The 15,305-nt window shown below is 64.3% G+C and carries 15 protein-coding genes and 2 pseudogenes; 15 read left to right on the forward strand and 2 right to left on the reverse strand.

Annotated elements, in window-relative coordinates:
• The first annotated feature begins 173 nt into the window (after positions 1-173).
• From K2L43_RS00895 to K2L43_RS19160, 13 genes and pseudogenes are all read left to right on the forward strand, one after another.
• The gene (locus tag K2L43_RS00895) at positions 174-1,262 is read left to right on the forward strand and encodes an IS5-like element ISDisp1 family transposase (protein ID WP_011803559.1); all 1,089 of its coding nucleotides are present in this window, start codon (positions 174-176) and stop codon (positions 1,260-1,262) included.
• Between the two features lie 190 nt (positions 1,263-1,452).
• Positions 1,453-2,076 (forward strand): cytochrome c biogenesis heme-transporting ATPase CcmA, encoded by a 624-nt coding sequence (gene ccmA, locus K2L43_RS00900; protein WP_220638315.1) that lies wholly within the window; start codon positions 1,453-1,455, stop codon positions 2,074-2,076.
• A 93-nt stretch (positions 2,077-2,169) separates the two neighbouring features.
• Positions 2,170-2,718 carry a cytochrome c-type biogenesis CcmF C-terminal domain-containing protein gene (locus K2L43_RS00905; RefSeq protein WP_240431974.1) on the forward strand — a complete coding sequence of 183 codons (549 nt, stop codon included), beginning with the start codon at positions 2,170-2,172 and terminating at the stop codon, positions 2,716-2,718.
• Positions 2,715-3,239 (forward strand): DsbE family thiol:disulfide interchange protein, encoded by a 525-nt coding sequence (locus K2L43_RS00910; protein WP_108240894.1) that lies wholly within the window; start codon positions 2,715-2,717, stop codon positions 3,237-3,239. Before K2L43_RS00905 ends, K2L43_RS00910 begins: the two co-directional genes overlap by 4 nt.
• A complete protein-coding gene (locus K2L43_RS00915) occupies positions 3,236-3,691 on the forward strand; it encodes a cytochrome c-type biogenesis protein (RefSeq protein WP_020204480.1) in 456 nt (151 codons plus the stop codon). Before K2L43_RS00910 ends, K2L43_RS00915 begins: the two co-directional genes overlap by 4 nt.
• The gene (ccmI, locus tag K2L43_RS00920) at positions 3,688-4,569 is read left to right on the forward strand and encodes a c-type cytochrome biogenesis protein CcmI (RefSeq protein ID WP_108240893.1); all 882 of its coding nucleotides are present in this window, start codon (positions 3,688-3,690) and stop codon (positions 4,567-4,569) included. The genes K2L43_RS00915 and ccmI overlap by 4 nt, the downstream gene beginning before the upstream one ends.
• An 81-nt stretch (positions 4,570-4,650) precedes the next feature.
• Positions 4,651-6,504, forward strand: coding sequence for a protein-disulfide reductase DsbD (gene dsbD, locus K2L43_RS00925; RefSeq protein ID WP_255580505.1), 1,854 nt, complete (start codon positions 4,651-4,653; stop codon positions 6,502-6,504).
• Positions 6,504-7,340 (forward strand): TlpA disulfide reductase family protein, encoded by an 837-nt coding sequence (locus K2L43_RS00930; RefSeq protein ID WP_108240891.1) that lies wholly within the window; start codon positions 6,504-6,506, stop codon positions 7,338-7,340. Before dsbD ends, K2L43_RS00930 begins: the two co-directional genes overlap by 1 nt.
• Before the next feature lie 2 nt (positions 7,341-7,342).
• Positions 7,343-8,116: a thiol:disulfide interchange protein DsbG gene (dsbG, locus tag K2L43_RS00935; protein WP_108240890.1), complete on the forward strand. Its 774-nt coding sequence runs from the start codon at positions 7,343-7,345 to the stop codon at positions 8,114-8,116.
• A 90-nt stretch (positions 8,117-8,206) separates the two neighbouring features.
• Positions 8,207-9,013 (forward strand): sulfite exporter TauE/SafE family protein, encoded by an 807-nt coding sequence (locus K2L43_RS00940; RefSeq protein ID WP_020204475.1) that lies wholly within the window; start codon positions 8,207-8,209, stop codon positions 9,011-9,013.
• A 41-nt stretch (positions 9,014-9,054) separates the two neighbouring features.
• A complete protein-coding gene (locus K2L43_RS00945; RefSeq protein WP_108240889.1) occupies positions 9,055-10,431 on the forward strand; it encodes a dihydrolipoyl dehydrogenase in 1,377 nt (458 codons plus the stop codon).
• 32 nt (positions 10,432-10,463) lie between these two features.
• Complete coding sequence (locus K2L43_RS00950; RefSeq protein ID WP_108240888.1) at positions 10,464-10,787, forward strand: hypothetical protein; 324 nt, start codon at positions 10,464-10,466, stop codon at positions 10,785-10,787.
• Between the two features lie 36 nt (positions 10,788-10,823).
• Positions 10,824-11,186: pseudogene (locus K2L43_RS19160) on the forward strand (LysR family transcriptional regulator); the annotation flags it as partial.
• Here the strand turns inward: K2L43_RS19160 and K2L43_RS00960 are convergent.
• Positions 11,150-11,851 (reverse strand): annotated as a pseudogene (locus K2L43_RS00960) (IS5 family transposase); the annotation flags it as partial. The pseudogenes K2L43_RS19160 and K2L43_RS00960 sit on opposite strands and share 37 nt — an antisense overlap.
• Positions 11,852-11,988: 137 nt before the next feature.
• On the opposite strand from K2L43_RS00960, the gene K2L43_RS00965 reads away from it, so the two are divergent.
• Complete coding sequence (locus K2L43_RS00965) at positions 11,989-12,831, forward strand: glycine zipper 2TM domain-containing protein (RefSeq protein WP_255580506.1); 843 nt, start codon at positions 11,989-11,991, stop codon at positions 12,829-12,831.
• Between the two features lie 170 nt (positions 12,832-13,001).
• On the opposite strand, the gene K2L43_RS00970 is transcribed toward K2L43_RS00965, so the two are convergent.
• A complete protein-coding gene (locus K2L43_RS00970) occupies positions 13,002-13,775 on the reverse strand; it encodes a ferredoxin--NADP reductase (protein ID WP_088887909.1) in 774 nt (257 codons plus the stop codon).
• A 259-nt stretch (positions 13,776-14,034) separates the two neighbouring features.
• Between K2L43_RS00970 and K2L43_RS00975 the strand changes: the two genes are divergently transcribed.
• Positions 14,035-15,222 carry an ABC transporter substrate-binding protein gene (locus K2L43_RS00975; protein WP_220638317.1) on the forward strand — a complete coding sequence of 396 codons (1,188 nt, stop codon included), beginning with the start codon at positions 14,035-14,037 and terminating at the stop codon, positions 15,220-15,222.
• Positions 15,223-15,305: the final 83 nt, after the last annotated feature.

Below are 15,305 nucleotides of genomic sequence, written 5' to 3' on the forward strand. Positions count from 1 at the left end.
ACGCTCATGTTAGGCCAGAAATGACAGCAACGTAGGACGCAAGTTCCCGCTAATTCTCAGTTAATCGGGAGAAGACATGATTTTGAAGATTGCCCCTTAACAGGCCGTTGAAAAATCCCCCGCCGACGCCCGCGTTGGCCGCTACGATCTGAAGCCCGACCCAGACGAGGACGATGAGAGGCAGTCAAGATTTCCAGGGGGCGATGTTCAGCTACATCAGCCTTGAAGAGCGCGTGCCGCAGGCACACCCGCTGCGCAAGTTGCGCGCGGTGGTTGATGCGCTGCTGGCAACCATGAACCGCGAGTTCGAAGCGGTGTACGCCCGCCGTGGCCGCCCATCGGTGCCACCGGAGATGCTGCTCAAGGCCTTGCTGCTGCAGATCCTGTTCTCCATCCGCAGCGAGCGCCAGTTGGTCGAAGCGATCAACTACAACCTGCTGTACCGCTGGTTCGTGGGCCTGAACATCGAAGACAAGGTCTGGGACCACTCCACTTTCAGCGCCAACCGCGAACGTCTGTTCAACGAAGACCTCGCCCGCGCCTTCTTCGAGCGCGTCAAGCTCAGTGCCCAGTGGGGCAAGCTCGCCAGCGACGAGCACTTCAGCGTGGACGGCACGCTCATTGACGCCTGGGCCTCGCACAAGAGCTTCAAGCGCAAAGACGACGACAGCGGCACGCCGCCTGGGCGCAACCCCGAGGTGGACTTCAAGGGGCAGGAGCGCTGCAACGACACCCACGAGAGCACCACGGACGCCGATGCCCGGCTGTTCAAGAAGAGCCAGGGCGACAAATCCCGCCTGTGCCACATGGGGCACATCCTCATGGAGAACCGCAACGGGCTGATCGTGGATGTCGAGATCACCCACGCCAGCGGCACGGCCGAGCGCGAGGCGGCGCTGGCCATGTTGGAGCGTCGGGGCAACAGGAACAAACGGGCCACGGTCGGTGCCGACAAGGGCTACGACAGCAAGGCCTTCATCAAAGGCTGCAGAAAGCTCAAAGTCACGCCCCACGTGGCGGCCAAGGACAAACACTCGGCGGTGGATGCGCGAGTGACACGGCACGAGGGCTACAAGACCAGCCTGAAGGTGCGCAAGCGCATCGAAGAGGCCTTTGGCTGGATCAAGACCGTCGGTGGTCTGGCAAAGACCAAGCTGATCGGTCAGGCCAAGCTCACGGGCCAGGCGCTGCTGTGCTTTGCCACCTACAACCTTGTGCGAATGGGCAGCATCGGCGGCTGGTGGGACGCGCATCATGCGTGAGCCCAGGGATACGTGCGCCCGAAATGGGCGGGAGGGCCTGCAAACCGGCCAGATGGGCCGTTGCAATCGCTGCGCAGACGCGTCTGGGCAGCTCGTGTCTTCGCACTCAGCGTCCCTGATGCGTTCGAAAAGCACTTTTTCAACGGCCTGTTAAGGGCGCACCTTCCAAGGATGCCCATGTGTATGAACTATGACCCGGCCCATGCTTGAAGCTCTCGATCTGGTGGGCATTCGGGGGGAGCGCCGACTGTTTGACCATTTGACTTTCCGGATCGCGCCGGGCGAGTGCCTGTTGGTGCAAGGCGAGAACGGCAACGGGAAGACCACGCTATTGCGATCGCTCGCAGGCTTCGCAACGCCGGATGCCGGCAGAGTTTTATGGAAAGGAAAGCCGCTACGCAATCAATGGAGTGAATACCAACGCGAACTGGTCTACAGCGGCCATGGCATTGGGCTCAAAGAAGACCTGAATGCCTTGGACAACCTGCTCGCCGCAGCCGCCATTGCAGGTGAGCCACTCACCCCGGAACGTGTGGAATCAGCGCTGGACGACGTTGGCTTGACCGAGCACAGGCATCTGCCGGTCCGGATGTTGTCGCAAGGCCAAAAGCGCCGTGCAAGCCTGGCTCGACTGCTCCTCTACAAGAGGAAATTATGGATTCTCGACGAGCCCTCCACAGCGCTGGACAAATTCGGTGCGCGATGGCTTGGTGAAGTGATCCATGGGCACCAGTCCCGTGGCGGAATGGTCGTTCTGACAAGTCACCAAGAGCTGGCCGTGAAAGCTTCTCAGACCGTCCGGATGGGGGCATGAGCCAGTGAGCCAGCCCCTCGTTGCCCATCCGGTGTTTGTCGTGATTCGCCGGGACTTGGAAGTGGCCTTGCTCCGAAGGTCATCTTCGGTCGAATGCGCGCCACCCGCGGCGGGTTGCGTGCCCAGCCGCGCAGTTGGCTTGGGATGCATATGGCGCATCTGGGCATCGCGGTATTCGTGACTGGCGTGACCATCGTCAGTGGGTATGAGACCGAGCGAGACGTTCGATTGGCCCAGGGAGAGTCCGTCAGCATCGGCGGCTACAACCTCACTTTGGTCGGCGTAAGGAGCGCGCGAGGACCCAACTACGTGACGCAGATAGGCGATATCGAACTGTCGCGCGACGGCAAGGTCTTGCGTCGGCTCCATCCGGAGAAGCGCAACTACCCGGCCTCGCAGATGCCGATGACCGAAGTGGCGATCGACGCAAATGGACTGCGCCACGTCTACGCGGCGCTCGGCGAACCGCTCGGAGAGGGCGTTTGGAGCGTTCGTGTCTACCACAAGCCGTTCGTCGACTGGATCTGGATCGGCTGCATCCTGATGGCGCTTGGCGGCGGCTTGGCCATCAGCGATCGTCGATACCGTCTGAAGCCTCGCCGTCAACACGCCGCCCAGCCATTGCCCGAGGCCACATCATGAACCGCTTCCTATGGCCGCTGCTCGGATTCTTTGTATTGGTGTCATTCCTTGCGATGGGACTGACGCTCAAGCCCAGCGAGGTGCCGTCGCCCTTGATCAACAAGCCCGCGCCACGCTTCAGTCTTCCGCAACTGCAAGCCCCGGACAAGACTTTCTCGCCCGAGAGCATGATCGGGAAAGTATGGGTACTGAACGTGTGGGCTTCCTGGTGCGCGCCCTGTCTTGAGGAGCATCCCGTCATCACCGAATTGGCCAGCAGGCATGCCGTTTCGGTGGTCGGCATGAACTACAAGGACACGCCCCAGAACGCCATCGCCTGGCTAGGACGCAATGGCAACGCCTTTGAAACGACGATCTCCGATGCGCATGGGGCTGTCGGCATCGACTTCGGGGTGTACGGCGTGCCGGAAACCTATCTGATCGACAAGGCGGGCATCATTCGCTACAAGCATACCGGGCCGATGGACGCGGGTGAAATGCGCAGCGAGCTGCTGCCGCTGGTGCAGGAGCTTGAGAGATGATCCTCTGGCGGCTGGCATTGTTTTTCTTTTTGTTCACAGCTCCGGTCTGGGCCAGCGACCAGGCGGCCGAGGACCGCATGCTGGGCATTGCATCCGAGTTGCGTTGCCTGGTTTGCCAGAACGAGTCGATTGCAGCTTCGCAGGCCGATCTCGCCGCTGACTTGCGTCAACAGATTCGCGAGCAGATCCGTGCCGGAAAAAGCGATGATGACATCCGAACTTATATGGTCGAACGATACGGCGACTTTGTGCTTTACCGCCCACCATTGAAGCCGACAACGATGCTGCTTTGGTTTGGCCCGTTCGCGCTGCTTGCCTTGGGCTTTGTGGTCTTGGTCATGAGTCTGCGCAGCCGAAACCGCAAGCCGAAGAATGCTGCCCTCAATGAAGAGGAGCGCAGACACGCGGACGCGCTGCTGGCTCCGCCACACAATGCCCTGGACGAGTCATGAGCATCGTTTTCCTGGTTCTGGCGTCGGTGCTCGTGGGAGGCGTCTCGCTATGGCTTTCTTTCCTCCTCTGGCGAGGGGGACATGATGCGGGCAACCAGGTTGCCCCTGACAGCGTGAACGTCGCGGTACTGCGCGATCAATGGGCGGAATTGGAGAGAGACCACTTCAATGGCACGCTGTCGGCCCATGAATTGGCCGATGCAAGATCCGATCTGCAACGGCGAGCGCTGGATGAAACTGCTCCATCGCCGTCGAGATTGGGGCCACCTGCTGGAAGCAGGCGGGCAGCGATCACTGTCGCCATTGTGCTGCCGATCGCGACGGCGCTGACCTATTCGTACTTGGGGAATCCGGCCGCCGTGGACCCGTCACAGGTTCGCAGCGCAGGTATGACGACGCAAGCCGATGTGCGAGCCATGGTGGCCTCACTGCAGGCACGACTGGCCCAGCACCCCGATCATCCTGGAGGCTGGCTTATGCTGGCGCGTTCCTACCGCTACTTCGGCGATCATGAGCAAGCCGTCAATGCATTCACCCGCGCCAATGAACTTGTCCAGAACGATCCACAAGCTTTGTCGGAATACGCGGAGTCGCTGTCCAGAATCCGTGGCTCCGGCTTTGAGGGAGAGCCCACTCGTCTGCTTGAGCGGGCCTTGTCGCTCGATCCCAATGCAGCCCTGCCTCTGACTCTGGCCGGCGCTGCTGCGGTGCAGCGCCGGGACTACCACTCGGCCATCGCGCACTGGCAGAAGCTGCTAGGGATGATGCCCCCCGATTCCGAGGCGGCGAAAGTCGTCGAGGCCGGGATCGAACGGGCCCGGACGGAGCAGGCGGAACTCGCCCACGGTCGATCATCAGAGCCAAGCGCAAAGCCTTGATGGCATCCCCGTCCCCAGGGGCCGTGCGGGGGACCTTTAGTTTCGCTTAATCGGGTCATCGCATGATCCAGGCAGCTTTGCTTGGAGGATTCGGATTTGGCTTTTCATCGGCGCGTCGTAGCGATCTTTCTCCTGTGTTGTTGTGCGGTCGGCAGCGCGTGGGCGAATGGCCTTTTTTCCTCCTGGGGCAGCAGTGAACGGCAATTTCTGGACGTTGCCGAAGTTCTCAAGCTGGACCCTGCGCAGCAGCAGGGCGATTCGTTCTCGGCCGCTGGGCACATTGCCGATGGCTACTACGTCTATCGCCATGCCCTCAAGTTGGTCGATGCCCAGGGCCATGAGGTCAGCTTGAGCCTTCCGGCAGGAACGGCCAAACACGACGAATTCTTTGGCGACACGGAAATCTACACGGGCGAGGCGCTCAAGCTGCGCTTTCCTGCCACTGCCCCCGGCCCGCTGACGCTCCACTGGCAGGGCTGCGCGGAAGCAGGGATCTGCTATCCGCCGCAGACCATGAACGTGGCACTGCCGGCTGTGGTGGCCGGTACCTCCCCGGCCGGCAATGATTCCGTCCAGGGGAGTTCGGCCGTGGCCGCCACCCACGCAGGCAGCCAGGGTGGGCCGACCGAGGTGGCGGAGGATCAAGCCGCAGCACAGCGGCTTGCAGCGCTGGGGCCCGTGTGGGGGACACTGCTGTTCTTCGGCTTCGGGTTGCTGCTGGCTTTCACGCCATGCTCGCTCCCGATGATCCCCATCATCTCCACCATGGTGGTCGGCAGCCAGGCCAGGCCGCGACGGGCTTTCTTCCTCTCCCTGTCCTATGTCTTGGCGATGGCGGGCACCTACGCCGCGGTAGGTGTGGCCGCTGGCCTGGCCGGGGCCAATCTGCAGGCCACACTGCAATCGCCTTGGCTGCTCGGAGCGTTTGCAGCCTTGTTCCTGGTCCTGGCGAGTTCCTTGTTCGGTCTGTTCGAGCTGCAGATGCCCTCGGCGCTGATCAATCGGGTCGAATCCGCTGGCAGAGAGCGCTCGGGCGGGAGCCTCCCCGGCGCGGCGGCGCTGGGCTTCCTCTCGGCGCTTCTGGTCGGGCCTTGCATGACCGCTCCATTGGCGGGCGCATTGCTGTACATCGGGCAGACCGGCAGCGCGGTCTACGGCGGCATGGCCTTGTTCGCGCTGGGTTTGGGCATGGGACTGCCCCTGCTGGCCATCGCCGTGTTCGGTGCCCGGGTCCTGCCGCGGCCTGGCGCGTGGATGGACCGCGTGCGCGTGGCATTCGGCTACGTCATGGTGGGCATGGCCGTGATGATGCTGACGCGCTTCCTGCCTGGCACGGTCAGCCTGGTTCTGTGGGGCGCGTGGGTCTTGTCGGTGGCGATTGGACTGATCGCTTGGGGCCAGGCCGTGGCAGCAAAGCATCGGCTGGCATGGACGCTGCGGTCCGGCGCTGTCTTCGCCGGCTTGTGGTCCATCCTGATGCTGGTCGGCGCGGCCTCTGGCGGCGAATCGGCATTGCAGCCGCTGGCACACCTGCGCGGGGATTCGGCGTCGGCAGCACCGGCGACAGGCGGCGTCGCTTACCTGCAGGCCAAATCGGTCGAGGACGTCAATGCGCATCTGGTACAGGCCGCCTCACGCGGTCAATGGACTCTGATCGATTTCTACGCCGACTGGTGCGTCAGTTGTCATGTGATCGAACGCAACGTATTCGGCGACCCGGCCGTCGCGTCCCGACTGGCCCGGATGCAGGTCGTGCGACCGGACGTGACGCGCAATGATGCGACCGACCAGACCTTGCTCAAGCATTGGGGTGTCATGGGACCGCCTACTCTCATTCTGGTCGGTCCGGATGGCAAGGAACGGCGCGATCTGCGCGTCGTCGGCGAGATCGATGCCAGCGCCTTCTTGGAGCGCTTGGACAAGGCTGGTTCCTGATGATCAGCATCGGTCCATTCTCCGTTCAGGTGGTTGCCGTCTTCTTGGCCATCCTGCTGGCCTGGGCCGTGGCGCGCATGGTGGCCAAGCGGTTGCCCGACTCTCCGTACAAGGCGGCCGGTGGCATGCTGCTGGACGCCGTTTTTGTGGGGCTTGTGGCAGCTCGCCTCGGCTACATCGCGCAGTGGTGGGAAGAGTACGTGCAGTCGCCGATGTCCATGATTTCCATTGGCGATCAAGGCTTTTTGTGGTGGGTCGGTGTCCTGGCAGCGGTGACGCTCATCTGGTGGCGCACCCGTGCGGTTCAGGCATTGCGCCGGCCTGTGCTGGCGGGAGTTGCGGCTGGACTCTTGGCCTGGTTTGCGGCCGGTGGCGTGCTGGCTTTGCTTCAGCGCTCGGCGCCGCCATTGCCGGCCTTGACGCTCGCAACGCTCGATGAACGGCCTGTCGTCCTCAATTCCTATGCTGGGCGGCCCGTCGTGCTCAACCTCTGGGCGTCGTGGTGTCCACCATGCCGTCGCGAGATGCCGGTGTTCGAGCAGGCGCAAGCGCAGTATCCCGGTATCGCCTTCGTCATGGTCAACCAGGGAGAAAGCGCCCAGCAGGCCCGCGCCTTTCTTGAAAGCGAACGCCTGCAGCTCAAGGATGTGCTGCTCGACCCCGCTTCCCAGACCATGCAGGCCGTCGCCTCGCGAGGCCTGCCCACCACCTTGTTCTTCGATGAACAAGGACGCCTGGTGGATACCCATCTGGGCGAACTCACGATGGCAAGCCTCAAACACACGGTGTCGCGCCGATTCGCGCCAGCCCAACAGATCAAGACAGACAAGGAGTAATCATGTTTGCACAACGCTCGCACATTTCGTTCCTCTTGGCCGCCAGCTTCATGGCGGTCACCGGCTGCAGCAAGGCAGAGACGGCGGACAAGCCGGCCGTCCTCAAGGCGCTGGAGGGCCAGGGCCTGACCGTCACGCAGGAATTCAAGGTCGGCGGCGGTCTGCGCGCCTTCGCCGCCGTCGCGGGTGACCGGCCCATTGCCGTGTACATCACGAGCGATGGCAATGCCATCGTGGGAACTCGCCTGAACTCCAAGGGCGAGCCGATGGACGAAGCGGACCTCGAAAAGCTGGCCGCCAAACCGATCAGCGACAAGGAATGGTCGCAGCTCCAGTCGTCTACCTGGGTGCTGGACGGCAAGGCAGATGCGCCGCGCGTCATCTACACCTTCAGCGATGCCAACTGCCCCTATTGCAACGCCTTTTGGGAAGCTGCACGCCCTTGGGTGGATTCCGGCAAGGTCCAATTGCGGCACATTCTGGTGGGGATCATCAAGGATGACAGCCCGGCCAAAGCCGCGGCCATCCTTGGCGCGCCTGACCGGAGCGCGGCATTGTTGAGGAACGAACGGCAGTTCGGCCAAGGCGGGATTACGCCAGCCAAGAGCGTGCCTGCCGATGTGCGCAAGATCCTCGATGACAACCTGGCACTCATGGCGAGCACCGGCTTCCGGGGGACGCCCGGCATCGTCGTGCGCGGCCCCAACGGGGTCCTCAAGAAATACAACGGCATGCCGCGAGGGGCGCAACTGGGTGAAGTGCTGGGACCGCGCTGAACCAGCCGCCGAGGCGCCGAACCTGATGGCCACTTCTCTCAGACCGCATCCCAGGCTGTTCAGCGGAAATTGCACAAAGGATCATTCACCATGCTCTCGCTGACGGGTGGAGTGCTGGGCCTCATCATCGGAGCCGTGCTGGGATTGACTGGGGCCGGCGGCGGCATCTTCGCCGTACCGGCGTTGGTGTTCGGCCTGGGCATGGACATCCGTCAGGCCGCGCCCGTGGCGCTGCTCGCCGTGGGCGCTGCGGCGACCCTCGGGGCTGCGCAGGGCTTGCGCCAGGGCGTTGTTCGGTACAAGGCAGCGATGATGCTGGCGGCTGCCGGTACCGTGACGGCTCCGCTGGGCGTGCAGCTCGCCCACTGGCTTTCGCCTCGATGGCTGAACCTGATCTTCGTCGCCATCATGCTCGTGGTGGCTTACCGTATGTTCATGTCATCCCGTGGCAACCAGCCGCAGGGCGATTCGGCTGACGAGCAGGGCCGGGTCTGCAAGATCTCCAAGGACACCGGCCGCTTCGTCTGGAACGTGCGAACCGCGACCACGCTGGGAAGCATCGGCGTCGTCTCCGGTTTGGCCACGGGCATGCTGGGGGTCGGCGGCGGATTCATCATCGTCCCGGCTCTGGCGCATTTCAGCGAGCTGCGCATGCACAGCATCGTCGCGACCTCGCTCATGGTGATCGCGCTGCTGTCCGCGGTGACCGTGTTCATCGCGTGGAGTCACGGCCTGACGCTCACCGCACCTGCCTGGACATTCGTTCTCACGGCGCTCGTGGGCATGTCAATTGGCCGCGTTCTGGCACGCAGGATTCCCTCAAAGATGCTCCAGCGGGTGTTCTCGATCACCTGCGTAGCCGTGGCGGCCCTCATGCTCATGCGCAATGTTGGCTAGAGGTCCGATGTTCGATTAATTGATGTGGACGGGAATATTCAATGCAGACAAGGAAAGCAGATATCGCCATCATTGGTGCGGGAACCGCTGGCAGCACCGCATTCCACGCGCTGAAGGCGGCAGGCAAACAGGTGGTTCTGATCGATCGGGGGCCATTGGGGACGACCTGCGCGCGCGTAGGATGCATGCCCTCGAAGGCAGCCCTGCATGCCGGCATGCACTGGAAGGTTGCCAAGGCACTCGCGGCGAGCGCCACGCCGTCGACCCAAGGGCCGCAGGCCTTGTGGTCCCACGCCCGCCAGACCAGGGATGCGCTGGCCGGCGCCGCCGCAGAGCGCACGCGCAAGGCGGCCGGCGAGAGCCTGATCATGGCCGAAGCGCGCTTCGTCGCGCCGGGTATCCTGCAGGCGGGCGAACAACGGATCGAGGCCGGCGCCTTCATCGTGGCGACGGGCTCCCGCCCGGTGGTTCCCAAAGCGCTCGAAGGTGTCGCCTCCCGCGTTCTGACCACCGATACCCTGTTCGACCTGGAAGTCCTGCCGACCCGGATGGGGATCCTGGGGCTGGGCGCCATCGGGCTGGAACTCGGCTTGGCCCTGTCTCGGCTGGATGTGCAGGTGGTCGCGGCAGACCAGAAAGACGCCATCGGCGGTATCCAAGACCCCGATGTCCTGAAGCGAGCGATCGCCAGGTTCGAGACCGAATTGCCGATGTGGCTGGGCGCCGCCGTCGAAGTCAGCCTTGAGGGCGACCAGGTACGCATGCGCGCCGGCGAGCGCGACGCCCTGGTGGATCGGCTTCTCGTCGTGACGGGACGACAGCCCAATACCGAGGCGCTCGACCTCGCCGCGGCCGGCATCTCCCTGGATCAGGCTGGCCGACCGAGCATCGACCCCGCGACCATGCAGGCCCCCGGGTCCTCCCAGGTGCCGATTTTCTTCGCAGGCGATGTGCAGCCGGATCGCCCTCTGATGCACGAGGCCGCAGACGAGGGCCAGATGGCGGCGCAGGCCGCGTTGTCGAGCTTGCGCGGGGAAAGCTGGCCAGGGGCATCGCGGCGCGTGCCGATCACGATCCTGTTCACCGACCCGGATGCGTGCGCAGTCGGCATGACCCATGGGGCCGCGATGCAGGAAGGCGCGGTCGTCGGCACTGCGGAAGGCAGCGGCAACGGGCGCTCCAAGATCCTGGGAGCCCCGGAAAACCTGCTGCGCATCTATGCCGACCCCGGCTCAGGCGTCTTGCTCGGTGCCAGCATGCTCCTGACGCAAGGCGAGCATCTGGCGCACCTGATCGCCTGGGCGATCGAGGCAAAGCAGACGGTCAACGATCTGCTGGCCATGCCGTACTACCACCCCTCCATCGAGGAGATGCTGCAAAGCGCCTTGAAATCCGCATCCCTGCAGATGCGCCCGTGAACGACCTTTCTGACGGCTACAGCCGAGCGACCATGACCCAAGACACCCAACGCCCTACATTGAAAGTGATCATCCACGCACCGACGGCAGAAGCCTTTGAGCGTGCGCGAAACAATGCAAGCAATCTTAAGCGCGCGGCGCCCGATGCCGATGTGCGCATCGTTGCAAACGCGCAAGCCGTCGCTGCCGCCCTGGACACGGCACCTTCCGACCTCGACGCGCTCACCTGGGTATGTCCCAACACACTTTCGCGGATCGGCAGGGACAACAGAGAGCCGCTCGAAGTACTGGACGGGCCCGCCGTCATCGAGATGGCGCGCATGCAGCAAGCGGGATGGATCTACATACGGGCGTAGCACACGACTGCCGGTCGGCATGGGGGGGCTGAGACCATGGAATTACGACATCTGCGCTATTTCATGGCCCTGGCTGAAGAGTTGCATTTCACGCGCGCCGCCGAGCGCCTGCACATCGAACAGCCCCCCTTGTCCCGTGCCATCAAAGAACTGGAGGACGAGCTAGGGGTCGTGCTGTTCGACCGGAACCGCCGTGGAACCGTGCTGACGTCGGCGGGTGTTGTCTTTCTTCAAGATATCCGCAGATTGTTCACCGTGCTCGAACAGGCACGCGAAAGCGCCCACGCCGTGGCAGCAGGTTTGCGAGGCAGTCTGCGCATCGCAATTTCCGACGGGGCGATCGATGCTCGCTTGTCGGTGCGCACCTCCTTCTTGGCGTCGCTGCGTTTGTCTACTCCCTGATAGCCCGCATCGCCGAAGGCGTCTGTCTCCTGCCCGTGCAGCAGGCTGTTGGCTTCAACCACATCGCTCACGTTGCCGCTGGTGCCCCGCACCGTGTGTACCAGGCCCGAGTCCGCATCCACCCCAATGTGCGCCTTCATGCCGAAGTACCACTGGTTGCCCTTCTTGCTTTGGTGCATCTCGGGGTCGCGCTCGCCGCTTTGGTTCTTGGTGGAACTGGGCGCGGCAATCAGCGTGGCATCTACCACGGTGCCGGCCTTCAGTTGCAGTCCCTTGGCCTGCAGCAGTGCATTGACCGTGGCCAGGATCTGATCGGCCAACTTGTGGCGCTCCAGCAGGTGACGAAAGCGCAGGATGCTCGACTCGCTGGGGATGTGTTCGTCCCAGTGGGACAGGCCCGCGAAGTCACGGAATGCGGGTACGTCGTGCAGGGCCTCTTCCATCGCCGGGTCGCTGAGCTTGAACCACTGCTGCATGAAGTGGATGCGCAGCATCGTCTGCACCGCAAACGGCTGCTGACCCCGGCGCCCGCTCTCGGGAGCGTAGGGCTCTATCAGCGACACCAGTTCCGCCCAGGGCACCACCAGTTCCATCGCATCAAGGAATTCGCGCTTGCGTGTCCGCTTGGTGGTGTTGCTCAGGCCCAGGCTGCTTTGCTTCATGCTTGTATTGTCTGGGCTTCAGGCATGGTAAAGCACATCGCAGACGGATTCGTGCAGAGCATCCTTAGCCTTGGCGCCGGTGCCGTGGCGGCTGCATGCGCAGCCCGCGGCTTTTCCTCTGGCAACCGAACGAGCACATGCATTCCACCTCTGCTTCCCCTGCCGCGGCCCCGTCCGCGGCTTCGCTCAAATGGCTGTGGGCCGCCGTGGGCGTGCTGGGCGTGAGTGTGCTGGCCCTGGGCGGCACGCTGCTGGCGCAGAACCTGCGCGGCGGTCCGCCTGCTGGCGACTCCGCGGCCGGCGGACCGGCTGCCACGCTGGCAGCCACTGCGCCGCGCACGCCCGAGGCGGAAGTGTTGAATGAAAAAGCGCCTCCAGCCCAGTCTCAGCAAGCGATGGCAGCTCTCGATTCAGGAGCAAATCCCACAGCCCGGCGCGCAGCAGCGCCGCCTTCTCCACAGGCGTATCCACAGGACGACCCACAGACGTATGCACAGGGCTATCCACAGCCGGGCGCATCGCCCTCGCCAGTGCCAACCCAGCGCGGCGAACCGCTGCAGCGGGCCGTGGCGCAGCGCAGTGCGGCGCCGGTGTGTGCCACCTGCGGGCGGGTGGAGTCGGTGCGCGCTGTCGAGCAGGCCGCGCCGGCCACGGGCGTGGGCGCGGTGGCCGGCGGTGTGCTGGGGGGCGTGCTGGGCAACCAGATCGGCAAGGGGTCGGGCCGCACCGCGGCCACGGTGCTGGGCGCCGTGGGCGGCGGCTACGTGGGCCACAAGGTGGAGCAGCGCGCCCGTACCACCACGGTCTACCAGATGCGCGTGCGCATGGATGACGGTTCGGTGCGCAGTTTCACGCGCGCCCAGCCGCTGGCCGAGGGCACGGCCGTGCGCGTGCAGGGCAAGAGCCTGCGCGTGGACACTGGGGCCGATGCCGACCGCGCGGGCGTGGAGCCGGTGCGCGTAGTGGACCGGGGCTATTGAGCGCAGGGGCCTGCGCTTGACGAGAGTGGCTACCCAGGTGCTACGAAAATAAAAGCGGCCTGCGCTTGCGGGCAGGCCGTTTTGAGGGGGGATTGGCGTTGGATCGCCTGTGGGTAAGCGCCAATAGCTCCTATTTTGATAGCAAATCGACGCGGCGAGGGCCGCGTGCGTCACTTCTCCACGAAGGCGCGCTCGATCACGAAGTCGCCGGGGCGCGTGGTGTTGCCTTCCTCGAAGTCGCGCTTTTCCAGCAGTTCCTTGAGCGAGGCCAGCATCTCCGGGCTGCCGCAGAGCATCACGCGGTCTTCCAGCGGGTTGAGCTCGGGCAGGCCCAGGTCGGCGGCCAGCTTGCCGCTATCGATCAGGTCGGGGATGCGGCCCTGGTTGCGGAAGGGCTCGCGCGTGACCGTGGGGTAGTACTTGAGCTGCTTGGTGATCAGCTCGCCCAGGAACTCGTGCTGGGGCAGTTCCTTGGTGATGTAGTCGTGGTAGGCCAGCTCGGCCACCTGGCGCACGCCGTGGATCAGGATCACCTGCTCGAACTTCTCGTACGTCTCGGGGTCGCGGATCACGCTCAGGAACGGCGCCAGGCCCGTGCCCGTGGACATCAGGTACAGCCGCTTGGCGGGCAAAAGGTAGTCGATGAGCAGCGTGCCCGTGGGCTTCTTGCCCACGATGATGGAGTCGCCCACCTGGATGTGCTGCAGGCGCGAGGTCAGCGGGCCGTCGGGCACCTTGATGGAGAGGAACTCCAGGTGCTCCTCGTAGTTGGCGCTGACGATGCTGTAGGCGCGCAGCAGCGGCTTGCCGTCCACCTTCAGGCCGATCATGGTGAAGTGGCCGTTGGAGAACCGCAGCGCCGGGTCACGCGTGGTGGTGAAGGAGAACAGGCGGTCGGTCCAGTGGTGTACGGTCAGTACACGCTCTTCGTGAAATGCGCTCATGGATGGGTGCCAGAAAAATGAACGAAAACAGGGCGAACGGGAGCCGTGGGGGCAGGGCCGGTGGCGTTAGTGTCGCGGCTTTGATATGCGCTCTCGGCATAAGCCGACATTTGCGCTGTGTCCACGGCACCCGTCAAGCATCGCGTGCGGGCGTTGGCTGCCCCCTGCCATGCGGGCAAACCCGCACATTGTCGGGCAAACTCGTGGCAGCGGTACAGTTGCGTTGCCCGGAAGCTGACCTGTGGCAAAGGATTCGACCATGCACAAGCCCTTCACCCCCCTGCTCGTCCTGCTGTTTGCCGGTGGCGCCTATGCGCAGGGGGCCTACACGATCGGGGAGATCAACAGCTACAAGGCCCAGCCCGCCTTCCTGGAGCCCTACAAGAAGGGCATGGAACTGGCGGTCGAGCAGATCAATGCGGCTGGCGGCATCCAGGGCAAGCAACTGCGGCTGGTCACGCGCGACGACAACGCCACCCCCGGCGACGCGGTGCGCGCGGCCGAGGAACTGATCGCGCGCGAGAAGGTGGATGTGCTCATGGGCAGCTTCCTGTCGCACGTGGGCCTGGCGCTGACCGACTTCGCGCAGCAGAAGAAGCGCTTCTTCCTGGCGGCCGAACCGCTCACCGACAAGATCGTGTGGGAGCACGGCAACCGCTACACCTTCCGCCTGCGCCCCTCCACCTACATGCAGGTGGCCATGCTGGTGCCCGAAGCCGTGGCGCTGAAGAAAAAGCGCTGGGCCATCGTCTACCCCAACTACGAGTACGGCCAGTCGGCCGTGGCCACCTTCAAGCAGCTGCTCAAGGCCGCGCAGCCGGACGTGGAGTTCGTTGCCGAGCAGGCCACGCCGCTGGGCAAGGTGGACGCCGGCAGCGTGGCGCAGGCGCTGGAAGACGCCAAGCCCGATGCGATCTTCAACGTGCTGTTCGCCGCCGACCTCGCCAAATTCGTGCGCGAGGGCAACACCCGCGGGCTGTTCGCGGGCCGCAGCGTGGTGAGCCTGCTGTCGGGCGAGCCGGAATACCTGGACACGCTCAAGAGCGAGACGCCCGAGGGCTGGATCGTCACCGGCTACCCCTGGTATGCCATCCAGACCCCCGAGCACAAGGCCTTTCTGGACGCCTACATGAAGCGTTTCAAGGACTACCCGCGCGCGGGCTCGGTGGTGGGCTACAACGCCGTCCAGTCGGTTGCGGCGGGGCTGGCCAAGGCCGGATCGGCCGACACCGAGAAACTCATCACCGCCTTCCGCGGCCTGCAGGTGGCCACGCCGTTCGGTCCCATCACCTACCGCACGCAGGACCACCAGTCCACCATGGGTGCCTACGTGGGCAAGACCGCGCTGCGCATGGGCAAGGGTGTGATGGTGGACTTCACCTACCGCGACGGCGCCAAGTACCAGCCCAGCGACGCCGAGGTGAAGCGGCTGCGCAAGGACGAGTGACCGCCGGACTCTGCGCCGGCGCCCTTCCCGTGGGGGACCGCGCGGCCGCTACCGCGGGGCGACCCGGGCGGTATGGCTGCGGG

The organism is Diaphorobacter sp. MNS-0 (assembly GCF_019602835.1).
Lineage (GTDB): Bacteria > Pseudomonadota > Gammaproteobacteria > Burkholderiales > Burkholderiaceae_C > Diaphorobacter > Diaphorobacter nitroreducens.

Coding starts and splice junctions, on each gene's coding strand:
- K2L43_RS00895 (WP_011803559.1), top strand. CDS start 174: ATGAGAGGCAGTCAAGATTTCCAGGGGGCGATGTTCAGCTACATCAGC.
- ccmA (WP_220638315.1), top strand. CDS start 1,453: ATGACCCGGCCCATGCTTGAAGCTCTCGATCTGGTGGGCATTCGGGGG.
- K2L43_RS00905 (WP_240431974.1), top strand. CDS start 2,170: ATGCGCGCCACCCGCGGCGGGTTGCGTGCCCAGCCGCGCAGTTGGCTT.
- K2L43_RS00910 (WP_108240894.1), top strand. CDS start 2,715: ATGAACCGCTTCCTATGGCCGCTGCTCGGATTCTTTGTATTGGTGTCA.
- K2L43_RS00915 (WP_020204480.1), top strand. CDS start 3,236: ATGATCCTCTGGCGGCTGGCATTGTTTTTCTTTTTGTTCACAGCTCCG.
- ccmI (WP_108240893.1), top strand. CDS start 3,688: ATGAGCATCGTTTTCCTGGTTCTGGCGTCGGTGCTCGTGGGAGGCGTC.
- K2L43_RS00930 (WP_108240891.1), top strand. CDS start 6,504: ATGATCAGCATCGGTCCATTCTCCGTTCAGGTGGTTGCCGTCTTCTTG.
- dsbG (WP_108240890.1), top strand. CDS start 7,343: ATGTTTGCACAACGCTCGCACATTTCGTTCCTCTTGGCCGCCAGCTTC.
- K2L43_RS00940 (WP_020204475.1), top strand. CDS start 8,207: ATGCTCTCGCTGACGGGTGGAGTGCTGGGCCTCATCATCGGAGCCGTG.
- K2L43_RS00945 (WP_108240889.1), top strand. CDS start 9,055: ATGCAGACAAGGAAAGCAGATATCGCCATCATTGGTGCGGGAACCGCT.
- K2L43_RS00950 (WP_108240888.1), top strand. CDS start 10,464: ATGACCCAAGACACCCAACGCCCTACATTGAAAGTGATCATCCACGCA.
- K2L43_RS00965 (WP_255580506.1), top strand. CDS start 11,989: ATGCATTCCACCTCTGCTTCCCCTGCCGCGGCCCCGTCCGCGGCTTCG.
- K2L43_RS00970 (WP_088887909.1), bottom strand. CDS start 13,775: ATGAGCGCATTTCACGAAGAGCGTGTACTGACCGTACACCACTGGACC.
- K2L43_RS00975 (WP_220638317.1), top strand. CDS start 14,035: ATGCACAAGCCCTTCACCCCCCTGCTCGTCCTGCTGTTTGCCGGTGGC.